The 21,997-nt window shown below is 64.3% G+C and carries 20 protein-coding genes; 4 read left to right on the top strand and 16 right to left on the bottom strand.

Going from position 1 to position 21,997, the window contains the following annotated elements:
* Positions 1 to 125: 125 nt before the first annotated feature.
* The 5 genes from Q2T94_RS06760 to Q2T94_RS06740 form a co-directional block, all read right to left on the bottom strand.
* Positions 126 to 1,169 carry a CobW family GTP-binding protein gene (locus Q2T94_RS06760; protein ID WP_302263393.1) on the bottom strand — a complete coding sequence of 348 codons (1,044 nt, stop codon included), beginning with the start codon at positions 1,167 to 1,169 and terminating at the stop codon, positions 126 to 128.
* Entirely contained in the window at positions 1,166 to 2,845 is a 1,680-nt protein-coding gene (locus Q2T94_RS06755) for an amidohydrolase (protein WP_302263392.1), read from the bottom strand. The genes Q2T94_RS06760 and Q2T94_RS06755 overlap by 4 nt, the downstream gene beginning before the upstream one ends.
* A gap of 123 nt (positions 2,846 to 2,968) precedes the next feature.
* Positions 2,969 to 4,555 carry a sodium:solute symporter family protein gene (locus tag Q2T94_RS06750; protein WP_302263391.1) on the bottom strand — a complete coding sequence of 529 codons (1,587 nt, stop codon included), beginning with the start codon at positions 4,553 to 4,555 and terminating at the stop codon, positions 2,969 to 2,971.
* A 480-nt stretch (positions 4,556 to 5,035) separates the two neighbouring features.
* Positions 5,036 to 6,541, bottom strand: a complete 1,506-nt coding sequence (locus Q2T94_RS06745) for an MFS transporter (RefSeq protein WP_302263390.1) — start codon at positions 6,539 to 6,541, stop codon at positions 5,036 to 5,038.
* Between the two features lie 52 nt (positions 6,542 to 6,593).
* Positions 6,594 to 7,094, bottom strand: coding sequence for a MarR family winged helix-turn-helix transcriptional regulator (locus Q2T94_RS06740; RefSeq protein ID WP_264268461.1), 501 nt, complete (start codon positions 7,092 to 7,094; stop codon positions 6,594 to 6,596).
* A 124-nt stretch (positions 7,095 to 7,218) separates the two neighbouring features.
* On the opposite strand from Q2T94_RS06740, the gene Q2T94_RS06735 reads away from it, so the two are divergent.
* Positions 7,219 to 8,085 (top strand): inositol monophosphatase family protein, encoded by an 867-nt coding sequence (locus tag Q2T94_RS06735; protein WP_264268462.1) that lies wholly within the window; start codon positions 7,219 to 7,221, stop codon positions 8,083 to 8,085.
* Here Q2T94_RS06735 and Q2T94_RS06730 read toward each other — a convergent pair.
* Complete coding sequence (locus tag Q2T94_RS06730) at positions 8,077 to 8,820, bottom strand: hypothetical protein (protein ID WP_302263389.1); 744 nt, start codon at positions 8,818 to 8,820, stop codon at positions 8,077 to 8,079. The genes Q2T94_RS06735 and Q2T94_RS06730 overlap by 9 nt on opposite strands.
* 94 nt (positions 8,821 to 8,914) lie before the next feature.
* Positions 8,915 to 9,418, bottom strand: coding sequence for a DUF2087 domain-containing protein (locus Q2T94_RS06725; RefSeq protein ID WP_302263388.1), 504 nt, complete (start codon positions 9,416 to 9,418; stop codon positions 8,915 to 8,917).
* Positions 9,419 to 9,463: 45 nt separating this feature from the next.
* On the opposite strand from Q2T94_RS06725, the gene Q2T94_RS06720 reads away from it, so the two are divergent.
* Positions 9,464 to 9,676: a hypothetical protein gene (locus tag Q2T94_RS06720; RefSeq protein WP_264268465.1), complete on the top strand. Its 213-nt coding sequence runs from the start codon at positions 9,464 to 9,466 to the stop codon at positions 9,674 to 9,676.
* Between the two features lie 70 nt (positions 9,677 to 9,746).
* On the opposite strand, the gene Q2T94_RS06715 is transcribed toward Q2T94_RS06720, so the two are convergent.
* Positions 9,747 to 11,423, bottom strand: coding sequence for an FAD-binding dehydrogenase (locus Q2T94_RS06715; RefSeq protein ID WP_302263387.1), 1,677 nt, complete (start codon positions 11,421 to 11,423; stop codon positions 9,747 to 9,749).
* A gap of 170 nt (positions 11,424 to 11,593) precedes the next feature.
* Here Q2T94_RS06715 and Q2T94_RS06710 point away from each other — a divergent pair, with 170 nt between their 5' ends.
* Positions 11,594 to 12,406, top strand: a complete 813-nt coding sequence (locus Q2T94_RS06710; RefSeq protein WP_302263386.1) for an alpha/beta fold hydrolase — start codon at positions 11,594 to 11,596, stop codon at positions 12,404 to 12,406.
* Positions 12,407 to 12,420: 14 nt separating this feature from the next.
* Here Q2T94_RS06710 and Q2T94_RS06705 read toward each other — a convergent pair whose 3' ends face one another.
* The 7 genes from Q2T94_RS06705 to Q2T94_RS06675 form a co-directional block, all read right to left on the bottom strand.
* On the bottom strand, positions 12,421 to 12,831 hold the full coding sequence (locus Q2T94_RS06705; RefSeq protein WP_302263385.1) for a cupin domain-containing protein: 411 nt from the start codon (positions 12,829 to 12,831) through the stop codon (positions 12,421 to 12,423).
* Between the two features lie 38 nt (positions 12,832 to 12,869).
* Positions 12,870 to 13,664, bottom strand: a complete 795-nt coding sequence (locus Q2T94_RS06700) for an IclR family transcriptional regulator (protein WP_302263384.1) — start codon at positions 13,662 to 13,664, stop codon at positions 12,870 to 12,872.
* Between the two features lie 51 nt (positions 13,665 to 13,715).
* Positions 13,716 to 14,192 (bottom strand): nucleoside deaminase, encoded by a 477-nt coding sequence (locus tag Q2T94_RS06695; RefSeq protein WP_264268470.1) that lies wholly within the window; start codon positions 14,190 to 14,192, stop codon positions 13,716 to 13,718.
* A gap of 106 nt (positions 14,193 to 14,298) precedes the next feature.
* On the bottom strand, positions 14,299 to 15,555 hold the full coding sequence (locus Q2T94_RS06690; protein WP_302263383.1) for a M24 family metallopeptidase: 1,257 nt from the start codon (positions 15,553 to 15,555) through the stop codon (positions 14,299 to 14,301).
* 299 nt (positions 15,556 to 15,854) lie between these two features.
* Complete coding sequence (locus Q2T94_RS06685) at positions 15,855 to 17,609, bottom strand: BCCT family transporter (RefSeq protein WP_372342853.1); 1,755 nt, start codon at positions 17,607 to 17,609, stop codon at positions 15,855 to 15,857.
* 1 nt (position 17,610) lies between these two features.
* The gene (locus tag Q2T94_RS06680) at positions 17,611 to 18,405 is read right to left on the bottom strand and encodes a creatininase (protein ID WP_264268472.1); all 795 of its coding nucleotides are present in this window, start codon (positions 18,403 to 18,405) and stop codon (positions 17,611 to 17,613) included.
* A 450-nt stretch (positions 18,406 to 18,855) separates the two neighbouring features.
* Complete coding sequence (locus Q2T94_RS06675; protein ID WP_302263382.1) at positions 18,856 to 20,232, bottom strand: MFS transporter; 1,377 nt, start codon at positions 20,230 to 20,232, stop codon at positions 18,856 to 18,858.
* Between the two features lie 564 nt (positions 20,233 to 20,796).
* Between Q2T94_RS06675 and Q2T94_RS06670 the strand changes: the two genes are divergently transcribed.
* On the top strand, positions 20,797 to 21,093 hold the full coding sequence (locus Q2T94_RS06670; protein ID WP_264268474.1) for a helix-turn-helix domain-containing protein: 297 nt from the start codon (positions 20,797 to 20,799) through the stop codon (positions 21,091 to 21,093).
* Positions 21,094 to 21,127: 34 nt separating this feature from the next.
* Here the strand turns inward: Q2T94_RS06670 and Q2T94_RS06665 are convergent, their stop codons facing one another.
* Entirely contained in the window at positions 21,128 to 21,799 is a 672-nt protein-coding gene (locus Q2T94_RS06665) for a GntR family transcriptional regulator (RefSeq protein WP_302263381.1), read from the bottom strand.
* Positions 21,800 to 21,997: the final 198 nt, after the last annotated feature.

The following is a 21,997-nucleotide window of genomic DNA, read 5'->3' as shown; positions in this document are numbered from 1 at the left end:
TGCCGCCACACGAAGCTTGCCCGGGGCCGGACGTCGTGCGCCGGCCCCGGATGAACACCCTGACCGCGGGAACCTGGAGTTCACGGCGACACGTCGAGACCGGCCATGGTTGCACCGAGGGTGGCCTACCGGAGTCCCCGGATCCCAAGGCCGGCGCGGCCGTCTCCGCCCCGACCGCCCGGGGCGTTGGGGCGCGGGATCGCCGACATCCGATGCGAGGCCCGTCCCGCCACCGGTTCCAGGGCCGCCGCAGCCTCCCTGACGAGCCGACCGGAGTCCGGGCCCGCAGCGATGAGCACCAGCGCCGGTCGCCCGGGAGACAACTGGTCCTTGGATCGGGCGCGCGCGTCCACTCGTCCGCCGGCCAGCTGAACCTCGTGCCAAGTCCCGGCGTAGCCCCGGACAATTCCCTTGGCCCGAACCAGGCTTCCCGATTGCGCGGCAAGGGCACGGGTGAGCGCCTCCACGTCCACCGGATCCGGGCACTCCAGCGTGGCGGAAGCATGGGCCTCGGCGTGCTTCGCCCCACCGGGGCGGCGATTCCCCGCGTCGCGGCCGGCAACGTCGCCGCCGGCTTCGCGGGCCGGGGCGGCGAGGGCTTCAGCCGCGCTTACCCCCGGGTCTACGGCATCCTGCAGGATCAGCCGAGCCTGCGGCGCCGCCGACTGGCACGCCTTTGCCGCGTCCTCGGTTTCGGTCGGCAGGGCCAAATCGGTCTTCGTCACCAGCACGACCTCCGCCGCGGCGAGTTGTCGTGCCACGGTATCGCCGACGTACTCGTCGCGCAGGAGCCGCCGGATGGACGTCGCGTCCGCGCACACCAGCACCGGACCCGGGGAAAAGCCCGGGAAATCCCGCCACGTGGCAAGCTGGCCGGGGTCGCCCACTCCACTGACCTCGCAAAGCACGTGGTCAAGATCCCCGCGAGCAGCCAACGCGGTCATGGTGCGGGACGCGTCGTCGCTAATCTGGCAGCAAATGCACCCGTTGCTCAGCTCGATGGTGTCCCCGGACGCCGAGGCGATCAGATCGGCGTCGATGTTGATGCTTCCGAAATCGTTCACCACGACGGCGGTGCGCCCCGGCAGCACTCCCGCCAGCAGCCGGTTCACCAGCGTGGATTTGCCGGAGCCAAGGTAGCCGCCAATAATTCCGAGCCGGGCACTCACGGTGCGGGCACCGCGCAGGGAGCAGCGACCTTCGTGGTGTGGTGCCGGCCGCCGACGACGGTGCCGAGGACGTGGATGGAACCGATCTCCTCCGCCGGTACCGCCAGCGGATCCTGCGCCAGAACGGCCATGTCGGCGAACTTCCCCGCCTCCAGCGAGCCGACCTCGTGGTCCATCTTCAGCATGTATGCCCCGCCCAGGGTCACCGCTTCCAGGGCCTCCTGCACCGTGATCCGCTCATGCTCGCCCATGACTCGGCCGGAGACCGTCAGCCGGGTCACGGCGTGCTTCACGGCGTGCAGCGGACCCAGGGGCGTGACCGGAGTGTCCGAGTGCAGGGAGATCGGCACCCTGTGGCGCAGCGCCGTGGCGGCCGCGTTCATCCGGGCGGCTCGGTCAGACCCCACGGTGACGTCGAGGTGCTGGTCGCCCCAGGCCCAGATGTGGTTGGCGAAGATGTTGGCGCACACGCCCAGAGCCGCCATGCGGCGGTACTGCGCGGCGGTGCTCAGCTGCGAATGTGTGCAGGTGTGGCGGTGGTCGGGACGCGGGTGCGCGGTGAGGATGTCCTCGAGCGTGCCCAGGAACAGCTGGGTGGCCTGGTCGCCGTTGCAGTGCACGTGCACCAGCAGGCCGGCGGCGTGGAACGTCTCGAATGCCGCGCGGAACTGCTCCGGGCTGACGTTCCAGATCCCGTTCGGCTGTCCGCCGAAGTAGCCCGGGTCCAGCAGTCGCGCGGTGAAGCCCTGGATGGAGCCATCGAGCATGAGCTTCACGTTGCCGAAGCGCAGCTTGTCCGTGGAGATCCCGCGCAGGCGCACCAACCGATCCGCTGCTTCCGGCAAGGACAGCGCGACGGGGCCGAGCCCGGCACCGAAGTGGAATACGTTCAGGCGGGCGGGGAATCCGTCGTCCACTGTCGAGCCGTAGAGGGCGACCCCGTCATCGTCCATCAGCAGGCCCGAGCCCAAGTCCGTCAGTGTCGTGGTGCCCGTGTTGATGCCTTCCTGCGCGAAACGGCGCAGGGCATCGGGGCTGATGTTGAGCAGTCCCGAGCCCTCGACGAGCTCGGCGACAAGTCCCATGGCCGCGAATTCCTGCAGTTCCCCGGTCGGCTCGCCGCCGTCGTCCTTGACCACGCCGGCGACGCGCGTGGACTCGTCGATTCCGAAGCGGCGCAGCACCGCCGAATTCACGGCGCACACGTGCCCGTTGGTGTGTGCGACGTGGATGGGTCGCGAGGCAGAGACCCGGTCCAGTTCCGCGGCGGCCAGTGGCTGGCACGGGAAATAGATCGGGTCCAGTCCCCACGCCAGCAGCGGCTTCTCGGGGTCTTGCAGGTCGGCCGCTGCCGCCCGCAGCCGGTTCAGCACCTCGGCGATGGTGCGGCAGCCAGGCCAGCGCCGGCCGTCCGGGTCGATTCGATCCACGAGGCCCACATAGGTGTTGTCCCAAACATTGCCGGAGCCCGCGTGACTGTGGGCCTCCACGAAGCCGGGCAGCAGGACTGCATCGGCGTAGCGCTCGTCTAGGACCGCATCGGGATAGGCCATCAGCTCGGCGACGCTGCCGACCGCGCGGATCCGCTCGCCCCGCACGGCGACGGCCTCCGCCGTCGGGCGGGCGGGGTCCATGGTGCGGACGGTGCGGGCGGGATAGACGATGGTGGATTGCATGATAGTCCTTTCAGTAGGGGGTCTCAGTTGGGCCGCACGAAAAGCACTGTGCCGATGCGTCGCGACTCGCGTGTTCCCATGGTCCCTACCTTCGGGGCAAGGAACCGAAACACGAGGGCTCGTTCACGGGCGGCCCCGCTGCTCCGAAGCCCGTGCGTCCGTTTCATCCCCCGGGGAGCCGGAATCGGCGGAGACGGCGGCCACGGGAACCGCGTCGACTTCCAACAGGAGGTCTTCGCCAGCGTAAACCACCTGGCCTTCCACCGGGACGCCGTCTCCGGCAAGGCGGCCGCGCCGGAAGGCATGGAAGTAGGCGATGACTGTTTCATCATCGGAGTGTTTCGTGGCGAGGCTGACGGCGACGAGGAGCAACGCGGAAGTCAGGAGCCCCGGGGCGATCTCGTGGATCCCGAATGGCGTGCCAGCCAAGCGCCAGGCAAGCGACGCGACGAGGGCGCCGATGGTACTGGCCAAGACACCGGTCTTGGTGGCACGTTCCCAGAACATTGCGGCCAAGACCGGGGCAACGAGGGCGGATGCGGTGAACGACAGTGCGATCTGGTAGATGGCGATGATGTCCTTGACCAACAGCGCAATTACGAGTCCGAGGACGGCCATGAACCCGACGGACAGTCGGGAGACCTTGAGGATCTGAGTATCACCGGCGTTCGGATTGACCCAACCCTGGTAGATGTCTTTGGAGACGTTGATGGCACCGCTGAGCAGGAACGAGGTGGCGCCGGTGAGCAACGCCGCGAGCAAGGACACCATGAGGAGGCCACCGATAGGGCCCGGGAAGAGCTCCGAGATGAACGATGTGTAGATAAGGTCCGGAGCGGTGCCGGCCGGGAACATCTGGACCGCGGTGATGCCAATGAAGATCGCCAGGAGGCCGATAACGCCCGAGATGATGAACCCGCTGACGACGGCCGAGATGCCCACCTTGGTGGACTTAGCTGCAGTGAGGCGCTGCCAGGTGGTCTGCCAGATGAGGTAAAAGGGGCCGAATATAAGGAACCAGTTCAAAAGCTCTAGGCCACCGATGCTGCCGAAAGTGAGCAAGTGCTGTGGGGTCGCAGCGACGACGACGGCTGGGCCGCCGACGTAGGCGACTCCAACGACGAGAGTGATGATCACGCCGGCAAGGATGACAAGGGTCTGGATGGCGTCTGTCCAGGCAACGCTGGGCATGCCGCCGATCAGTGTGAATACCAGTGTGACGGCGAATCCTAGGAAAATGCCCCAAAAGAACGGCAGGTTCGTGATGGACGACAGGATCGAGCTCATGCCCACTAGCTGCATACCGAAGGTGGGGGTCATATAGAGGAATCCTATAATCAGCGCCGGAATCAGCGCCGCTAACTTCCCGAACCGGCGGGCAAACAGCTCCGGTACGGTATAAAGTCGTAGTTTCCGGATCACCGGCCCCAGGACCAGCATCGCGACGATCGTGAACAGCACGAAGCTGATGACGCTGACGAAGTACGAGATCCCCATTTCGAAGCCCTTGCCTGCTCCGCCGATAAGAGCTGCTGAGCCTGTGACGGTGGCGATGATGGAGCCGCAGATCGGAAAGAAGCCCAGCTTGAAATCGGCCATCACATAATCGTCGGCCGTCTTCACCGTTTTCGATGATCTCACGCTGACCGCAAATAATAGGATCAAAAATCCAACAATCCAAACCAGATACCAATTCACGCGCAGTGCCACCGTTCCCATAGAAGCTCGAAGTTGCTCTAATTGCACATCTTGAGGCCAAATGGGTTGCCGCGGGCGGCATTGGGTCCTTGGCTGGCCGCCAGATCACCCTGAGCGCGGCCCGTGGACATCATCGTTCAACTGCCTGCGGCCCCGACCCGGTCGGATGTGCTATAGATCACTCTCTCTTTGTCCCGGGGGTGAATCAAAGATCCAGATTGACTGGATTTTATGGGGTCCAGCGCCCACTGTTCCGCTCGCCGCCCCTTGTGTGGGAAGAACAAAGCAGGAACAAGGCCCCCGTTTTTGCTTGTGGAGTCCCCGGCTTGTCGCCTTCCACCGTGGACGAGGCGCCAGGCGGGGCCGGCCGAGAGAGGGTTGGATTTGGGTTTACCCTCGAGGTCTGGCAATCCCCCGCCGGCAGCCAACGGGACTCGGCACAACATCCGAGCCGGGCGCGCATTGTCCTCGGCACAGACGAGGTCCCAGCGTTTAGACCGTTCGGCGCAGCGGGACTTCCTTGATGAACAGGATGCACACCAGACCGACGACGGCAACGATGGCCGAGGTCATGAACACCACGCCGGTGGCATCGCCGAAGGCCGTCTCGTACATCAGGCGCACCGCAGGAGGCATCTCCGACAGGTCCAGCGACGCCCCGCCTGCGGCGACGCCGCTGGAGCCGTCCGGGGAAACCAGGTGCGCGGACTTGAGCGCATCGAGCACCAGCGCCCCGACCTTGTCCGAGAGCATTGCACCAAGAACCGCCACGCCCGCGGCCCCGCCGACGGCGCGGAAGAAGGCGACCGAGGAGCTGGCGGTGCCGATGTCGGTGACTTTCACGGTGTTCTGCACCGCAAGGACCAGGTTCTGCAGCATGAAGCCCATGCCCAGGCCGTTGAAGAACATGCCGGTGGCCAGGATCCAGTAGTTGGTGTCGTGGGCCATCATGCCCAGCAGTCCCAGGGCGCCGACATTGACGATTCCGCCGATGACCAAGAAGATCTTCCAGCGCCCGAAGCGGGAGATCAGCTGGCCGGAGAAGACCGAACCGAAGAGGTTGCCCGCGATCATGGGCAGGGTCATGACCCCGGCCAGCGTGGGGCTCGCCTCGCGTGCCACCTGGAAGTACTGGCCCAGGAAGGCGCCGGATCCGAACATGGCCACGCCGATGGAGATCGAGGCCAGGATCGCCAGTGCGGTGGTGCGGGTGGCGATGATACGCAGCGGGATCACCGGTTCCGGAACCCTGCCCTCGATCCAGAGCAGCAGCGCGATGAGCACCAGTGAGCCGCCGACCATCGCGTAGGTCTGCCAGGAGTTGAACTCGTAGAAACCTTCCTTGCCCACGTAGGAGACCCAGATCAGCAGCACCGAGACCGAGATGGTCACCAGCACCGCGCCGGCCCAGTCGATGTAGACCTTGCGCGGGACGTGCGCGATGTGCAGCGTCTTGTGGATCAGCCACATGGAGATGATGGCAATGGGCACCCCGATGAAGAAGGTCCAGCGCCAGCCCAGTGGAGAGTCCACGATGAGCCCGCCCAGCAGCGGACCGCCGGCGGTCGCCGCGGCCATGACGCCGCCGAAGTAGCCCGAGTACTTGCCGCGCTCGCGCGGCGGAATGACGGTGCCGATCACCGCCATTCCCATGGCGGTGAGCCCGCCCATGCCGATGCCCTGGATGACGCGCGCGCTCATGAGCATGGGGATGTTGATGGCGAATCCCGCCAGCACGGAACCGATCACGAAGATGACGATGCTGATTTGCAGCAGCTTTTTCTTGTCAAAGAGGTCAGCCAGCTTGCCCCAGATCGGTGTGCTCGCGGCGTTGGCCAGCAGGGCCGCGGTGAGCACCCAGTTGAAGTCGGTCTGCGTGCCGCCCAGGGCATCCATGATGGTCGGCAGGGCGATGGAAACAATCGTGGTGGCCAGCATCGCGGCAAAGAAGGAGGCGAGCACGCCGGTGATGGAGCGCAGCACTTCCTTCTGGCTCATCTGCGGCTGGTCCCCGGGACGCTCCCGCGTCCGGTCGATAGACTGCCGCTGCTCAGACAATGGGAGCCCCTTCCGGACCGTTGACCGTCGGGGTGGTTTTTCCGTGGATGTCGTCCAGCCCGGCGCGCAGCACCTGTTGAATGTCGTTCATCGTGGCTGCCGCCGCGGAGATTTTCGCCTCGTCCCAGTCCTTGAGCAGCCCGGCCAGCACCGTTGCGCGCCTGTCGTAGGCCTTTTCGACCTCCTCGGCGCCCTGGGGAGTGAGGGAAATCAATTGGGCACGGGCGTCCGTGGGGCTCGGGCTCCGCACCAGCAATCCCGAGCTTTCCAGCTCAACGACCTGGCGGCTCAGCGCCGCGGGCCCGATGCCGATCCACTGGGCAATGTCGGTGGCTCGAGTGGGTTGGTTGCGCTGGACGTAGGCCAGGACGCCAAGGGCCGCGAAGCCCACCGGCTGCTTTCCTTCGCTCAGGTGCCCGACGCAGCGCAAGGTGCGCTGGAGGGCTGTCAGGCTCTCGACCAGTTCAAGTGTTGAGGTTTCACCGCGTTGCAACGGATAGCACTCCTTCGCAAATATGGTTGACCAAGGCAAATGTTGCCCAAGGCAACCATATGGTCAATTTAGTTGCCTCGTCAAACCAATTTGGCGCATCTCACAGCGGCTAGGCTGGTGGATCGTGAGCACCGAAAATTTCAGCACCCCCGATATCGCCCTGGCTGCACGGCTGCGCTCGATCGCCCTGGATGCGGCGCGGCTGGCCGCACCGGTCCTGCGCGGGGCATTCCGCCAGGACGTGGCACGCGAAAACAAGACCAATGCCCACGACCTGGTGACGGCGTTCGACAGGCAGAGCGAAGAGATCATTCGCGGACACCTGCTGGCGGCCGAGCCCGATTCCCGGGTCCTGGGCGAAGAAGGCGGCAGCACCGGCGCGGGAAGCATCGAATGGATCGTCGACCCCATAGACGGGACCAGCAACTTCACCCACGGGGTTGCCTTCTTCTGCATCTCCATTGCCGCGGCCCGCGACGGGGTGCTGCTGGCGGCAGTCGTGCTTGACCCCATCGCCGACCTGGAATTCACCGCCGACGCGCAACATGCCTACCTCAACGGCACGATCCTGGCTCCCGGATCCAGACCCGACCAGAAACATGCGAACATCATGACCGACTACCCGTCGGCCGAGGCCCTGGAAGTCGACGGGGAGGCGGGCCTGCGCGAGTTCGGCGCGTGGGTCGGGGCCTTTGCCACCGTCCGCCGCAAGGTCTCCGCCGCCATGGCCCTGGCCCATGTGGCAGCCGGATGGTGCGATGCAACCATTGGCTTCGACACCAAGCCCTGGGACGTTGCCGCCGGTGCGCTGCTGGTGCGTCGCGCAGGTGGCACGTACCTGGGCTTCCGCTATGACGTGCACACGCTGCCCGACCACGAGGCCCCGTGCTTCCTGGCGTTGGGCCCGGGTGCCGACTACCCGGTGCTGGACGAATCGATCCACCGGATCATCGCTGCCCGCAACGCGCGGGGCGCCGTCGGCTCAGCCTAGGCCGCGGGCGCTGATTTCCTCGGGAAAGTCCAGGTCCTCGACCTTGCGCACCAGGACGTCGCTGAGCATGCATTGGGCGACCGCGTCGATGCCCACATCGGTGTTTTCCACCAACAGGTTTCCCGTCGAATCGTAGATCCGGCAGCTGATGGTGCCGCGGTTGCCGTCGAGATTCGTGACGACGATGCCGCCAAAGAGCGTCGAGGCGTCAACTGTGCTTCCGTACCGGCCGGATTCGTTGGTGGTCACGGGCAGGGCCGAGGTGGTGGTCAGCGAGAGCTCATATTCGCCGGTACCCTCGGCCTCAAATTCAAAGCTCTGCGTATTGTCGTAAAACGAGAGGATCGTGGAAAGCAACACTGCGTAGAGAATCGAGACCAGCAGCCCGAATGTCCCCGTCACCAATGCCGTGACGCTGAATCCGCGGCTCCTGAACCGCTTGGCGATGCCGACGATGCCCAACACCATGGCCAGTGGACCCAATATAAAGGAAATGAAGCCCAGGAAGGGGACCAGGGAAATCACGGCCGCCACGATTCCAGTCACCATGGCGAATGTCGTCATCCCATGCGTGCGCGGCGGCGGCTGGTTGCCACCGTTGCCGTAGTACCCGTTGGGCGGATATTGGCCCTCGTAGGGCTCCTGGCCGGATCCGGGTTGCCACGGGTACCCGCCGGGAGACGACCACGATCCGTGGTGGGGATCTCCGCCCGGACGGGCATACGGGTCAGACATGTGGCTCCTGAAAGGTACGGGGCGGGGCGGCAGCTGCCGCAACCGTTCACCTAAGAAATTACTCCCTGTCGCGGGCAGGACACAATTGCCGGGCCTAGTCCGATCCGTCGGCCAGCCGATACGCCGACCCGTCACGCTGGCGCAGCAGCATCCCGTAGTCCACGAGATAGCGGCGCAGGAGCACCGGGTCATCGCTGAAGGCTTCCAGCTTCGAGGTCAGTTCGGCCTCCGTGAGTCGTTGCCCGTGCCGCAACACCTTACCTGCCACCACACGCAGCAAGCCCAGACGTTCCTCGTGCTTCTTGGGATAGCGGTCGATGCGGCCCTCGTTGTCGAAGAAGCGGTCGTTCCCCGTCCGCGGCTCCCGCGGTGCACCCTCGGCCAGGATGCGGGCAAAGACCTCGCCGTCAATATGGCCCTTCCCATCGAGCAGGCCCGCGTTGGTCAGGTTCAGCTGCGCCTTGGCCTGGCGTTCGGGCCGCAGATCGCTCTCCAACCCCAGGACTTGTTGGGCGTAGAAACGGCGTGTTTCCTCATTGGCCAATGCGCCAAAAACCTGGCGCCAGTCGCCCGCGGATTCCTGCACTGGATCCTTCATGTTCCATCCCTCGTTTTTCCTAGATACTCGGCCTACCCTGAGGATATGGCTACTCTATTTCATCGGCATGCGCAGACTGCTGTGCATCACCACGGTGGCGGCTCGATCATCCTTGGCGGAATCCTGGCGGTGTTGCTCTTTGCGGTCTTCGCCGTCTTTCTGTTTGCTGCCCAAGGCGCATGGGAACCCATGTTGATCGGTATCGCCTTCGGCCTTTCAGCTGTCCTATTTGGCACTGTTTACCACTTCACGCACTGACCGAATCGCCCCACGCCGAGCCACGAATTTACTGCTGCCTCGACAAGGGACGGGACGTTGGTGGCTCGCACTATGTTCGCTTCCAAGCCTCGCCGGCGTGGCGGCCTGCAATCCTGCCGCTCATGAGGCAGCCACCCAGGAACGTGCCCTCGAGTGCCCGGTAGCCGTGCATGCCACCGCCGCCAAAGCCCGCAGCCTCACCCGCAGCGTAGAGGCCCGGGATCGGATTCCCGGCGGCATCCAGCACCCTCGAATCAAGGTCGGTCTGGATCCCGCCCAATGACTTGCGCGTCAGGATCCTCAATCGCACCGCAATCAGCGGGCCGGCCTTTGGATCCGTGAGGCGGTGAGGTTTGACGCTGCGCACCAGCTTGTCGCCCAGATAGTTCCGGGCCGACGTGATGGCCGAGATCTGCCCGTCCTTTCCGAAGCGGTTCGCCACCGCCAAATCCCTGTCGTCGATGACCCCGGCGACCTGCGCCGGATCCAAGAGGTCGTCCCCGGTGAGCCGATTCATCTTTGCCACCAGCTCGCCGATCGTGGCTGCCTGGAGGAAGTCGTCGCCGTGGTCCAGGAAATTCTGGACCGGGCCGGGGACATCCACGCGTGCCCGTGCCAGCACCGCGCGGATGTCCTTGCCGGTGAGGTCGGGGTTCTGCTCGGAACCCGAGAGCGCGAACTCCTTGCCGATGATGCGCCGGTTCAAAATGAACCAGCTGTAATCGTGCCCGGTGCCGCGCAGGTATTCGAGGGTTCCCAGCGTGTCGAAGCCGGGCCACAGCGGAGCCGGCAGCCGCCGACCGGTGGCATCCAGCCACAAGGAACTGGGCCCGGGCAGGATGCGGATTCCGTGGCGCGCCCATAACGGGTTCCAGTTGGCGATTCCCTCGGTGTAGTGCCACATCCGGTCCTCGTTGACCACCTGCGTCCCTGCCCGCCGGGCGATGTCCAGGCCGCGTCCGTCCACGTGGGCGGGCACACCGGAGACCATGTCCTGCGGCGGGGTCCCCAAGCGTTTCGGCCACGCGGCGCGCACCTTGGACAGGTTCCCTCCGATGCCGCCGGTGGCAACGATGACCGATGGGGCAGAATATTCGAAGTCCCCAGCCTTGGTGCGGTTGGTTGCAACCCCGCGCGGTGCCGGATCATCCGCAAGCACCGTGCCGCGCACCCCGGTGATTGCACCGTTGTCGGTGACCAATTCATCGAGTTGGTGGCGCCAAAGCATCGTCAGCTGCCCCTTTGCCTCTGCGGTGCGGGCGGCCAGGATGAAGGGGGCCAACAGCCCGGGTCCGGTCCCCCAGGTGATGTGGAAGCGCGGCACGGAGTTTCCCGGACCTTGGGCCCCGGCCCCGCCGCGTTCGGCCCACCCGACCACCGGGAAGAATCGGATGCCGCGTTCACGCAGCCATTCACGCTTACCGCCTGCAGCCCATTGGACGTAGGCGCGGGACCACTTGCGGGCCCACTCATCCTCGTCGCGGTCGAAGCCCGCGGTGTTGGCCCAGTCCCGCAGCGCGAGGTCCGCGGAGTCCTTGACACCCAGCCGGCGCTGTTCCGGCGAGTCGACCAAGAAGATCCCGCCAAAGCTCCAGTGGGCCTGTCCGCCGAGGTTCGCTTCGGATTCCTGGTCCAGCAGCAGCACGCGTGCCCCGGCCGCGGTGGCCTCGGTGGCAGCCACCAGTCCGGCCAGGCCGGCACCGACGACGATGACATCGAAGTGTTGCGAATGCGGGATGTTCGACATGGATCCACCCTAGCGCCGAAGTGGCGCGGGCCACACGCGCCGCTTCGGCGGAGGCGCGGCATGTGCCGCGACGGCGCACTCGACGAACTGGCCTCTCGGGCCGCACCCCGGGCGTCCCGGCGTAGCCGTGCGACAGGTGGCCGTCGTGGCGTGGTGCTAGCGTTCAAGGGGTGCATTTTGTCGAGATTGGTTACGGGACCCCGCTGCTGGTGATCCATGGCTTCTGCGTGGACCACCACCTGCTGGTTGGGCTCGACCCGGCGCTTGCCGGGCGTGGGGGCTGGCGGCGGGTCTACATCGATCTTCCGGGCATGGGCCTATCCGCCGCCGGGCCGGATATCCGCAGCACCGATGACGTCGCGGCGGCCGTGGCGTCGTTCGCCCGCAAGGCCTTTGGCATCCAGCGATTCGCGGTTCTCGGGAATTCCTTCGGTGGAATAATCGCGCGCCACCTCGTGGCGGAGTTCGGCGACCAGGTCCTTGGCCTTGCCCTACTTTGCCCGGTGGCAGTGGCCGACCACGGACGCCGGCGGGTGCCGCCCCGGATGGTACTGCGCACCGATGAGGACCTGTTGGCCTCCCTGGACCAGGAGGACGCGGCGGCCTACCAAGAAATGGCGGTACTCCAAACCCCGGAGAACTGGGCTCGTTTCCGCGATTCGGCCCTACCGGGGCTGCGGAGATTTGACCGCAAGGCGATCGGCAGGATCGCCGGAAAATACCCGCTGGCCATCGAGCCCGAGGACCGTGAATCGACTTTCAAGGGCCCCACCCTGGTCATCGCGGGACGGCAGGACCACGTGGTGGGATACCAGGACCAGGCCACGTTGGCGGCGCGCTATGAAAACTCCACGTTCTCGATCCTCGAGCGGGCAGGACACAACGCGCACCTGGACCAACCCGAGCTCACCGCCAGCTTGCTCGAAGCATGGATCGCCCGCATGGACGAACTGCTTCCCCTCCCAGGCGGCACCTCGACCTGAGCATTGCCGCGCGGTCAGTCATTCCCGGCCCGGGCTTCCCGCGCCGCGGCGAGGGACCCGAAGGCGGAGAAGTCCTTGTGCCCTTCCTCGCCCCAGACCGCCAGGACGCGCAGCGTGCCGTCCCCGGTGTTGCGCAGATCGTGCTCCACCCCGGCCGGGGCCAGGACGCTGTCCCCCGCCTTCAGCTCGTGGTGCTCCTGGCCCACGCGCATGGACGCGGTGCCCTCGAGCACCAGGTAAAACTCCTCGAGGGCCATGTCGTCCCGGTGGTGGGCATGCATGCCCTCGTGTCCGCCGGGTTCGAGTTCCCAGGTCTGGATGGCGACGGGCATGCGCATCTCGTCGGCGAAATGGAATTGCATGCGGGTGCCGGTGCCCTCGTGCAGGGCGTAGTCAAAGGTGTGTGCACCACGTGGTTCAAACATGAGCGCCCCCCTTCTTCGTCGGTTGTGCCGTGCTTCAACTAGGCCGGCGATGCGCCCAGGCGCATGCTGATTTGCCGCGCCGCACGGACGCAGTCGGCGCCAAGTGCGGCCAGTTGTTCCTGCGAGACGCGGTAGTACGGGGCGGCGACCAAGGCACAAGCCACGACCGTGCCGCGGTGGTCGAAGATGGGCGCGGCCACGCCGACCTCCTCGCCGGAGGTCTCCCCGTAGTTGGCCGCGTAGCCCCGGACCCGCACCTCTTCCAGGCGCTTGAGGTAGGCAGCGCGGGTGCTGGCGGTGTTCTCCGGAAGCACCACGGTCCCCGCTTCCAGCAGCGCCGCGGCGCGTTCCGCGTCCTCGTGGGCCAGGAAGACCTGCACCGAGGCGCTGAGCGCGGTGTTGTAGCGGCTGCCCATGGCCGAGGTGTGCTTGACCTGGTGGAGGCTGGGGATCTGCTCGACCGAGACGGATTCGATGCCGTCCCAGATGGTCAGCACCGCGGTTTCCCCGGTGTCCCGGGCCAGTTCCGCCAGGAAGGGGTAGGACACCCGGCGCACGTCGAGGTTTGCCAGCAACGGACCGGCAACGGCGATCAGCCCCAGTCCTAGCGAGTACTTCCGGGTGGCCTCGTCGCGGGCCACGATGCGTTCCTGTTCGAGCGTGGCCAGGATCCGCGAGATGCTTGATTTGTGCAGGCCCACCTGCGCGGCGATTTCGGTGACGCCGAGCACCGGGTGCTCAACGGTGAAGCACCGCAACACGTCGATGACGTTGACAATGACCGAGGCGCCGCGCGGTTCCGCGGTGGTGGTTTCGGCCGCTTGGGCAACCATGGGAATTCCTCCGGTGGGTGGGGTGCTGGTGGGTGCGTTCACAGTTGTACGCTACCGCGCCGGGGCCGGCGGGGCCTCGTCGACGCCGATGTCCTCATTCCAGAGGCCCGGGTGTTCGGCGACGAAGTCCTCCATCAGTGCTGTGGCCTTCGGGTCGTCGATGACCACGACCTCCACGCCGCGGGACCGCAGCAGCTCGAGTTCCCCGGGGAAGTTCTTCTCCTCGCCGACCACCACGCGCCGGATGCCGAAGAGGATGATCGATCCGGAGCACATGGCGCAGGGCGCCAGCGTGGAGTACAGCGTGGTTCCGGCGTAGGAGGCACGGCGCCCGGCGTTGCGCAGCGCGTCGATTTCCCCGTGCGCCGTCGGATCCCCGTTTTGCACGCGGCGGTTGCGGCCGGCACCCAGCAGCACCCCGTTCTCGAGGATGCTCGAGCCAATGGGCACCCCTCCCTCGCTGGCACCCAGGCGGGCCTGTTCAAGGGCGATGGCGTATCCGGCGCGGTCGTGGTCATCCAGTGTCATGGCGTGGGGCTCGATTCTTCGTCGGGATGCGACGTTCGGGTGAAATGCGGGGGGCGGGTGGAGTGCACGCATGCGCCCCACCCGCCCACCATCATGCCAGCTGGCCCTAGGCGCCGATGATGTTGTTGTCCGGACCGAAGCCGAACTTGGTGATGTTCTCCACGCCGCCGTCCTCGCCGATGACCAGGATGTCGTGCTCGCGGTAGCCGCCGGCACCCGGCTCGCCGTCAAGAATGGTGACCATCGGTTCCATCGAGACAACCATGCCCGGCTCCAGCACCGTGTCGATGTCCTCGCGCAGCTCCAGGCCGGCCTCGCGGCCGTAGTAGTGCGAGAGCACTCCGAAAGAGTGGCCGTAGCCGAAGGTGCGGTTCGGCAGCAGGTTGTGCGAAATGAAGATCTCGTTGAGCTCGGCGGCGATGTCCTTGCAGACCGCTCCGGGCTTGATCAGCTCCAGGCCGCGCTTGTGCACCTCGACGTTGGCATTCCATACCTGCAGCGAGCGCTCGTCCGGCTCGCCGAGGAACAGGGTGCGCTCCAAGGCGGTGTAGTAGCCGCTGGTCATCGGGAAGCAGTTCAGCGAGAGGATGTCCCCACGCTCCAGCTTGCGGGTAGTGGCCCAGTTGTGGGCGCCGTCGGTGTTGATGCCGGACTGGAACCATACCCAGGTGTCGCGCACTTCGCGGTGCGGGAAGGTCTTGGCGATCTCGTGCACCATCGCCTCGGTGCCGATCAGTGCAACCTCGTACTCGGTGATGCCCTCGCGGATCGCGGCCTTGATGGCTTCGCCGCCGATGTCGCCGATGCGTGCACCGTGCTTGATGACCTCGATTTCCTCGGCGGACTTGATCATGCGCTGGCGCATGGCATCCTGCGAGACATCGACCAGGGTGGCTCCGTCGAAGGTGGCCGCGATGGCCTGGCGGGTCATCAACGGAAGGGCGTCGTCTTCGACGCCGATGCGCGAGGCCTTGACGCCGTTGCGCTTCAGGGCTTCCTGCAGACCGAAGTAGAAGTTGTCGCGCTTCCAGTCTGTGTAGACGATGTTGTCGCCGTAGCTGGTGCGCCATGGCATGCCGGCATCGATGTTCGCGGTGATGGTGGTCGAGCTGTCGGCGGTGACAACCAGCGCGTAATTGCGGCCGAAGGTTGTGTACAGGAAATCAGAGTAGTACTTGATGCCGTGGTAGCTGGTCAGGATGACAGCGTCGAGCTCCTTGGCGGCCATGATCCGGCGCAGGCCGGCCAGGCGGCGCTCGAACTCTGCGTCCGAGAAGGTCAGCTGCTGCTTGGTGCCGTTGTGCAGCGTCTTGAGGCGCTCGAGGTCTGAAACGTTGGTGGCGCTGTGAGCGGTGGTGGTCAAGGTATTGACTCCTTAGAAGTAATCAGGTGGCAATGCAGACCGGCCCAATCCAATGGATTGCGTGGATTCTTGGGAACCGCCGGAGAAAGGTTCGGGTTGTTGCATTCATTGCAACGCCGTTGCACTCAGGTTATGTGTGCTCTATCTCACTGTCAAGTGCTTTCCGGCTAACGTCGAAAGATTTCCAATTCGCGGGACTCGACCGGGCCTTTTTGCAGGTACCTTCAAGGGCGCTTTCCCGCGCAGCAATGGCGAAGGCCGTGGTCTCCGCCATTGCGGACACCACGACCTTCGCGCGATCACTTCTTCTCTGACAGTCCAGTTCCCTCGTCGACCTCGGAGGCGACCCTGCGGATCGCGCCCTCCTCCCTCGGATCGGGAACGAACACCCGTGTAGGGTCGGGGTCGTTGATGAACTTTTCCAGCTGCCTAATTGCCTTGTCACGCTTGAGCAGCCTTCGGATCAGGTTCACGATCATCAAAAGGATCACAAACGAGAACGGGAATGCCCCGATGATGGTACCGGTTTGAACGGTGTCAACCACCGCAGTTCCGCCCAACGTCAACAACACCGTGGTGACCGTACCCACGGACAGCACCAGCACCACCCGGAACACGGGTCCGGACTTGTGCGGTGCCGAGACAAACTCGCTCAGCGCGTAGATGCCAGAGTCCAGCGAGGTGACGTAGTAGGTGGCGACCAGGATCGTGGCAACCACCAGCAGGATGGTGCCGACCACTGGAACGGCGTCGAGCATCGCGAACAGGCCGGCAGAGGTATCGGCCGCCACTGCCGCACTGATGGCGCGGTCGGACTTGTCGTCGTAGTAGATGGCGGCCGAACCGATCACTGCCACCCAGACCATGACGATCAGGGTCGGGATGACGGTCACGCCCAGGACAAACTCACGGATGGTGCGCCCGCGGGAGATCCGGGCAATGAAGCCTGCAACGAAGGGTGAGAAGGCAATGACCCAGCACCAGATGAATACCGTCCACCAGCCATTCCAACTGTCCTGCCAGCTCGTGAGAGTGGTTGCCGCCAAACCGGAGTCCGTCCACAAGCTCATGTCCACGAAGTTCGCCATGAAACTGCCGAAAGTTTGGGACATATTGGAGATGATAAACAGCGTCGGGCCGAAGATCAGCACGGCTACCACCAGCACGATGCTGAGGATCGAGTTCACACTACTGATCCGGGCCATGCCCTTGTTGATGCCCACGATGGCCGAGACCGAGGTGATACCGGCGAAAATCAGGATGACCATGAACCACATCACCGGACTGGCTGCAATGCCAGTGAAGGAAGTGATGCCAGAGCTGAACTGCATGGCTGCGAACCCGAAGGACGTGGCGAGACCGAGCACAGTGGCTATGATGGCCAGCAGTTCAACAATGACGCCGGCCCCACGGCGCGACCATCGCGGAAGGATATCGACGGTTGCCTCTCGGAAGGTCAGTGTCTTGCCCAGGTTGTGGTGCGAGTAGGCCAGACAGACCGCCACCACGCAATACATGGCCCAGGCAGTCAGGCCCCAGTGGAAGTAGGTCCACACAATGGCGCCCTCGGCACCGCCGCTGGGCCCGGCCGGGATGACCGGGTTCTCGTCACGCAGCATGATGGGTTCGGCGACCGACCAGAAGATCAGCCCGATGCCTTGCCCACAGGCGAAAAGCATCGAGTACCACGCGAACTTGCTATGCTGCGGCTTTGCATTGGGTCCACCCAGTCGAACCTTGCCCACCTTGCTCACGGCGAGCCAGATGCACACCACCACGGTAAAGACCGAATACAGGATGAACAGCCAGGTGAACTTGCCGGTCACGAAGGTTCGCATTTCGGAGATCGCCGCCGCGGCGCCCACGGGGTTGGCCAGCACCCAGATGATCACCCCGACGATGAGCACTGGCGGAATGACTCGGATCAGCAACCTGTCAAGGGGCGGGATGTGCCGCCCCATGAAGCGGGGAAGCTCCACCAGCGTGGCGGACTTGGGATCGTTATCGCCTTCGGCACTCGCAGCCGGATGCGGGTTCGTCTTGTCCAGTGACATGTTATGACACCTCCAGGGCAATGTCCCCGAGCAACAGTTCGCCCTTGAGGGCGTCTGCAATCTGCGTGACAACCGCATCGAGCAAGAGTTGCCCACGCTCGGCACTCGCGCCCTTGGCGCTGGAAAGGCAGCCGCTGTCCGGGGTTCGCGCCGGGTCCTCGGGGAAGATGTCGTAGGGGGTAAGTTTGGCCGGCGGGTGGTCCACAACGCGGGACATATCCACCTTTTCCGGGTGAAGCAAGAGCATCAGGGAGGTTTCCAGCACCCCGCCGTGTTCGATGTCCCAGCCGAGGAAGCCATCAGGGAAGACCTTCTCCAAGGTGGTTTCGTCCACGAAGTCCCAGTAGGAAAGCAACAATGCCCGCGATCCGGTGCCATGTTTGCGGGCGCGGGCAACCGCGTTGTCCAGACCCTCGTAGATGAACTGGTAGTTCTCGAAGTGGCCATTAAGGACGACCACATGATTGAAACCTTGGGCCAGGAACGAGGAAACCACATCATCCACCATTCCGGTCAATGCTGCGGCACCGAGGCTGGTGGTACCTACCCGGTGGTTGCCACCGCCCGAACGCGGCTGGGATTTGTAGCCGTATGCGAATACCGGGGCAACCACTGCGCCGGTCTTTTCGGCGACCACCCCGGCAATTGCCTTCGACAGCATGGCGTCCACGCCCAACGGCATGTGAGGGCCATGTTGCTCCGTGGCACCGGTGGGGATGATTACGGTCGATCCTTCCCGGGCCACAACGGCGGCGTAGGTTTCTGCGTCAAGGTCTTCAAGAAATACTGAGGCCATCGTTGTCTCCTATATATTCACAGCGAACGAGGAATGTCGGGACTTCGGCGGAACGTCACGAGTCCCGCGAATGGAAACTTTTTGTTGCATCTATCACAACATGGTTGCATTGAATCCTTTCAGTGGTTCAGCTCACAGTCAAGCTTCGCTACTCAGGATGAGAGGCGTAAGTCTCGGGCATAAACATCGACGTAACGTCGACTGAGGTGCCGCCACTGTCGATTGACCACCGGAACAGCGATTTGCCTCGATCCAGGGTCACAGCAGTGGAGTTCCGGCCCTGATACATGGTGGGCGCGGGGAGCTGATCCCCGTCACCCCTGTCCGCGCCTGTACCCGCCGGGCATAAGTGTCTTGAGCCTGGTTATGAGGTGCATTCAACTGGCCAATGCGGCAACCCAGGCCTGATCGAGACCCACCTCGCGCGTGAGGAAAATGCTCGTCGACTGGCTAGGCCAGCGGCTTCTTACTGGTTTCAACCGAGAAGGACACGGCCACCAGAGAGATGATTGCCGCTCCCATGAGGTACCAACCGGGGGCCAGATCGGTGCCAGAGCTGGCAATCAGCACGGTTGCCACGAAAGGTGCGGTGCCCCCGAAGAGCGCATTGGACAGGTTGAAGCTCACCGCGAATCCGGAGTAACGGACGCGGGTGGGGAACATCTCGGCAAGGTAGCTGGGCAGCGTTCCGTCGTTGAGGCTAAGCATTGCGCCGAGCAAGATCTGCACAAGAACCACGATGAGGAAGTTGCCCGTTTCCAACAGCATGAACGCCGGCACCGTCAACAGCACAAAGAGGATCGACGCACTCATCAACACCTTCTTGCGCCCGAATCTGTCCGAGAGGATGCCCACCACGAAAATGAAGCCGATGTACGTGGTCAGCGCCACGGTGGTGGCTACATAGGATGCGGTTTCACTGAGCCCGATGTTTTGCGAAAGGTGTGTGGGCATGTAGCTGAGGATCAGGTAGAAACCCACGGCATTGAGCAGCACCGCACCGACGGCCTGTACGAGCTGACGCCAGTGGTTCTTGAACAGCGAGCTAACCGGGGCATTGTCCGCGTTGTCTTCCTTGGCCAGTTCCTTGAATACCGGTGAATCCTCGAGCCGGGTCCGGATATATCGACCAATCAGACCCATTGGTGCAGCCAGCAGGAATGGCAGACGCCAGCCCCAGGACTGCATTTGCTCGGGTTCTAGCAGGCCCGTGAGCAACGCCGCCAGCAGCGAGCCGAGCAGCAGGCCGGTGGCGGTGCTGGCCGGAACGACGGCGGCGTAGAGGCCGCGACGGTTGGCCGGAGCATATTCCACCAGGAATGCCGAAGCCCCCGCGTATTCGCCTGAGGCGGAGAACCCCTGTACGACGCGGATGATCAGCAACAGGATCGGGGCCCAGATGCCGATGGTGTCGTAGGAGGGGATCAATGCAATGCAGAAGGTCGCCGCGGACATGATCAGGATGGACCAGGAGAGTGCCTCACGTCTGCCGATCTTGTCGCCCAGGTGCCCCCAGACGAATCCGCCCAGCGGGCGAACCAGGAATGAGATCGCGAAGAGTGCGAACGTGAGCATCAAGCCTGTCGCAGGGTCCGACTCGGGAAAGAAGACCGCCGTAATGGTCACAGCCAAGTAGCCGTAGACGGCGTAATCGAACCACTCCACGAAGTTGCCGATAAAGCTGGCAGCCACGACCTTGGTGCGCGTCTTCTTGTCGACTCCTGCGGGTCCCTGGCCGCGATCGATGTCCAGGTTATTGGCCTGTGCGCTCGTTGCAGAAACCGAGTGGGCGCCGTGGCCGTTCGCGGAGTTGGTGCGGTGCATCATGGGTAACCACCAGAAAGTTTTTGAAGTTGCATTGCATGCAACACTGTTGCGTTGACCCTATTTGTGTCCCGTGTCACTGTCAAGTGTTTTTTAGGTACCCCTCAAATCGGCTATCGACCGGGCGTGCGGCCAGGATCGGAAAACCCCGTGGTCCTGTTCCGCTGGACGCCACGGAGCCGTTGCCCATGGGCAGTCCGAGGTAATTGCTAGTTCACGGGCTGGCCTCCTCCTAGACGCATCAGTGGCCGGGGTGCGTGCCGGATCCCACGGGCAGATTCCAAGGGGGCTCAACCCCTCTTGAACGGCTGGGCCAAGCGTTCGGCGCAGGCCTCCGCATCGACGCCTTCCAAAAAACAGATCGAGAAGGCACTAGGACTGTTGGCGACATGGCACCTGTGCGAACCCCGTGGAATGGACAGTCGTGGCAACCGGAGCCTGCAGTCGACATTGTGGGCGCCCCACGGCCAATCTCTCCGCCGGGGGGCCCGCTGGTTCTCAAGAACTGCTACGAGCCGATTTTTTGCTTCACTGGCGCCGACCCGGACTGCGGCTCGGTAGGCGCCCGTGCGAACGCGAACTCGGGCCAAAAAAATCGACCACTACATCCAGGAAATCCTTTCGGACCTGCTGGTCCACGACAGCATGCGATCCGGCGATTTGGTCGCCACCGTGGAGACTTGGCTGTCGAGCGGCTGCAATTCCACCGCCGCCGCTGCGCTGTTCACGGAACGTCAGACCCTCCACAAGCGCCCGAACAAGATCATCGACCTGCTAAGCGGCGATCCGCGCGGAACCTCGCGCCCTGCGGCGCTCCACTTGACGACCCGGCTGGCCCTCGCGAGCCTGGACACGCGCAATTGAGGCGCGGCACCCACGAGCATGGCGGAGTCGGCCTCTAGAGCACCGCCCGGATCGTCTGCTCGAAGCTGGTGATGTGCGCCAGCGCCATGGCCTCCGCCTTGTCGGCTTCGCCGGCAACAATGGCCTCGAGCAGGTCGACGTGTTCCTCGATGTGCCCGGCGACGGACGGGACCTTGTCCAGCACCAGGCACCAGATGCGCGTGGCCAGATTGTCCAGGCGGATCAGCGTCTCCTCGAGGTGGGGGTTTCCCGCCGCCCGGTAGATCAGCCGGTGGACGCTGAGGTCGTATTGCATCAGCCCGCGCTTGTCGACCCTTTTCTCCCCCAGCCGCTCGATGTCGCGGGCCAGGGCGCGCAGGGCATCGCGGTCGGACCCCGAGGCACCGAGCGCGGCTTTGCGGGCGGCCAGGGGTTCCAGCGAGCGGCGCATTTCGGAGACGTCAGCCAATTCCGTGATGTCAACGATCGTGGCAAAGGTGCCGCGGCGCGGATAGGAGACGACCAGGTGGTCGATCTCCAGCCGCTTGAGCGCCTCGCGCACGGGGGTTCGCCCCACACCCAGCTCAAGGGCCAGCTGGCCGTCGTTGATCGGTTCCCCGGGACGGATGTCGAGCATGATCAGTCGATCCCGGAGATCGCGGTACGACTGCTCGGCCAGGGAAAGGGGCTCGCCCAGCACCTCCGGGCTTGCGGAGATAGTACTCATGCGGATGTCTCCTTCACTTCGCCGAGGTACGGAATCACTGTAGTTCGGTCGGCCGCGCGACTTATTCGGGACGGCCATTGACACTATGTGATCCCCATCATAGCATTGCAACCAGTTCTGATATATCAATCATAAACAACTTGTACTTCAAGGAGTGAACACTGGATGACCGCCACTAACGCCACGCTTGTTGAGACA

The sequence above is a fragment of the Paeniglutamicibacter sulfureus genome (assembly GCF_030512175.1).
GTDB classification, from domain to species: Bacteria; Actinomycetota; Actinomycetes; order Actinomycetales; family Micrococcaceae; genus Paeniglutamicibacter; species Paeniglutamicibacter sulfureus.
The sequence above is the reverse complement of the archived record's forward strand: the minus strand, read 5'-3'. Positions and strand labels throughout refer to the sequence as shown.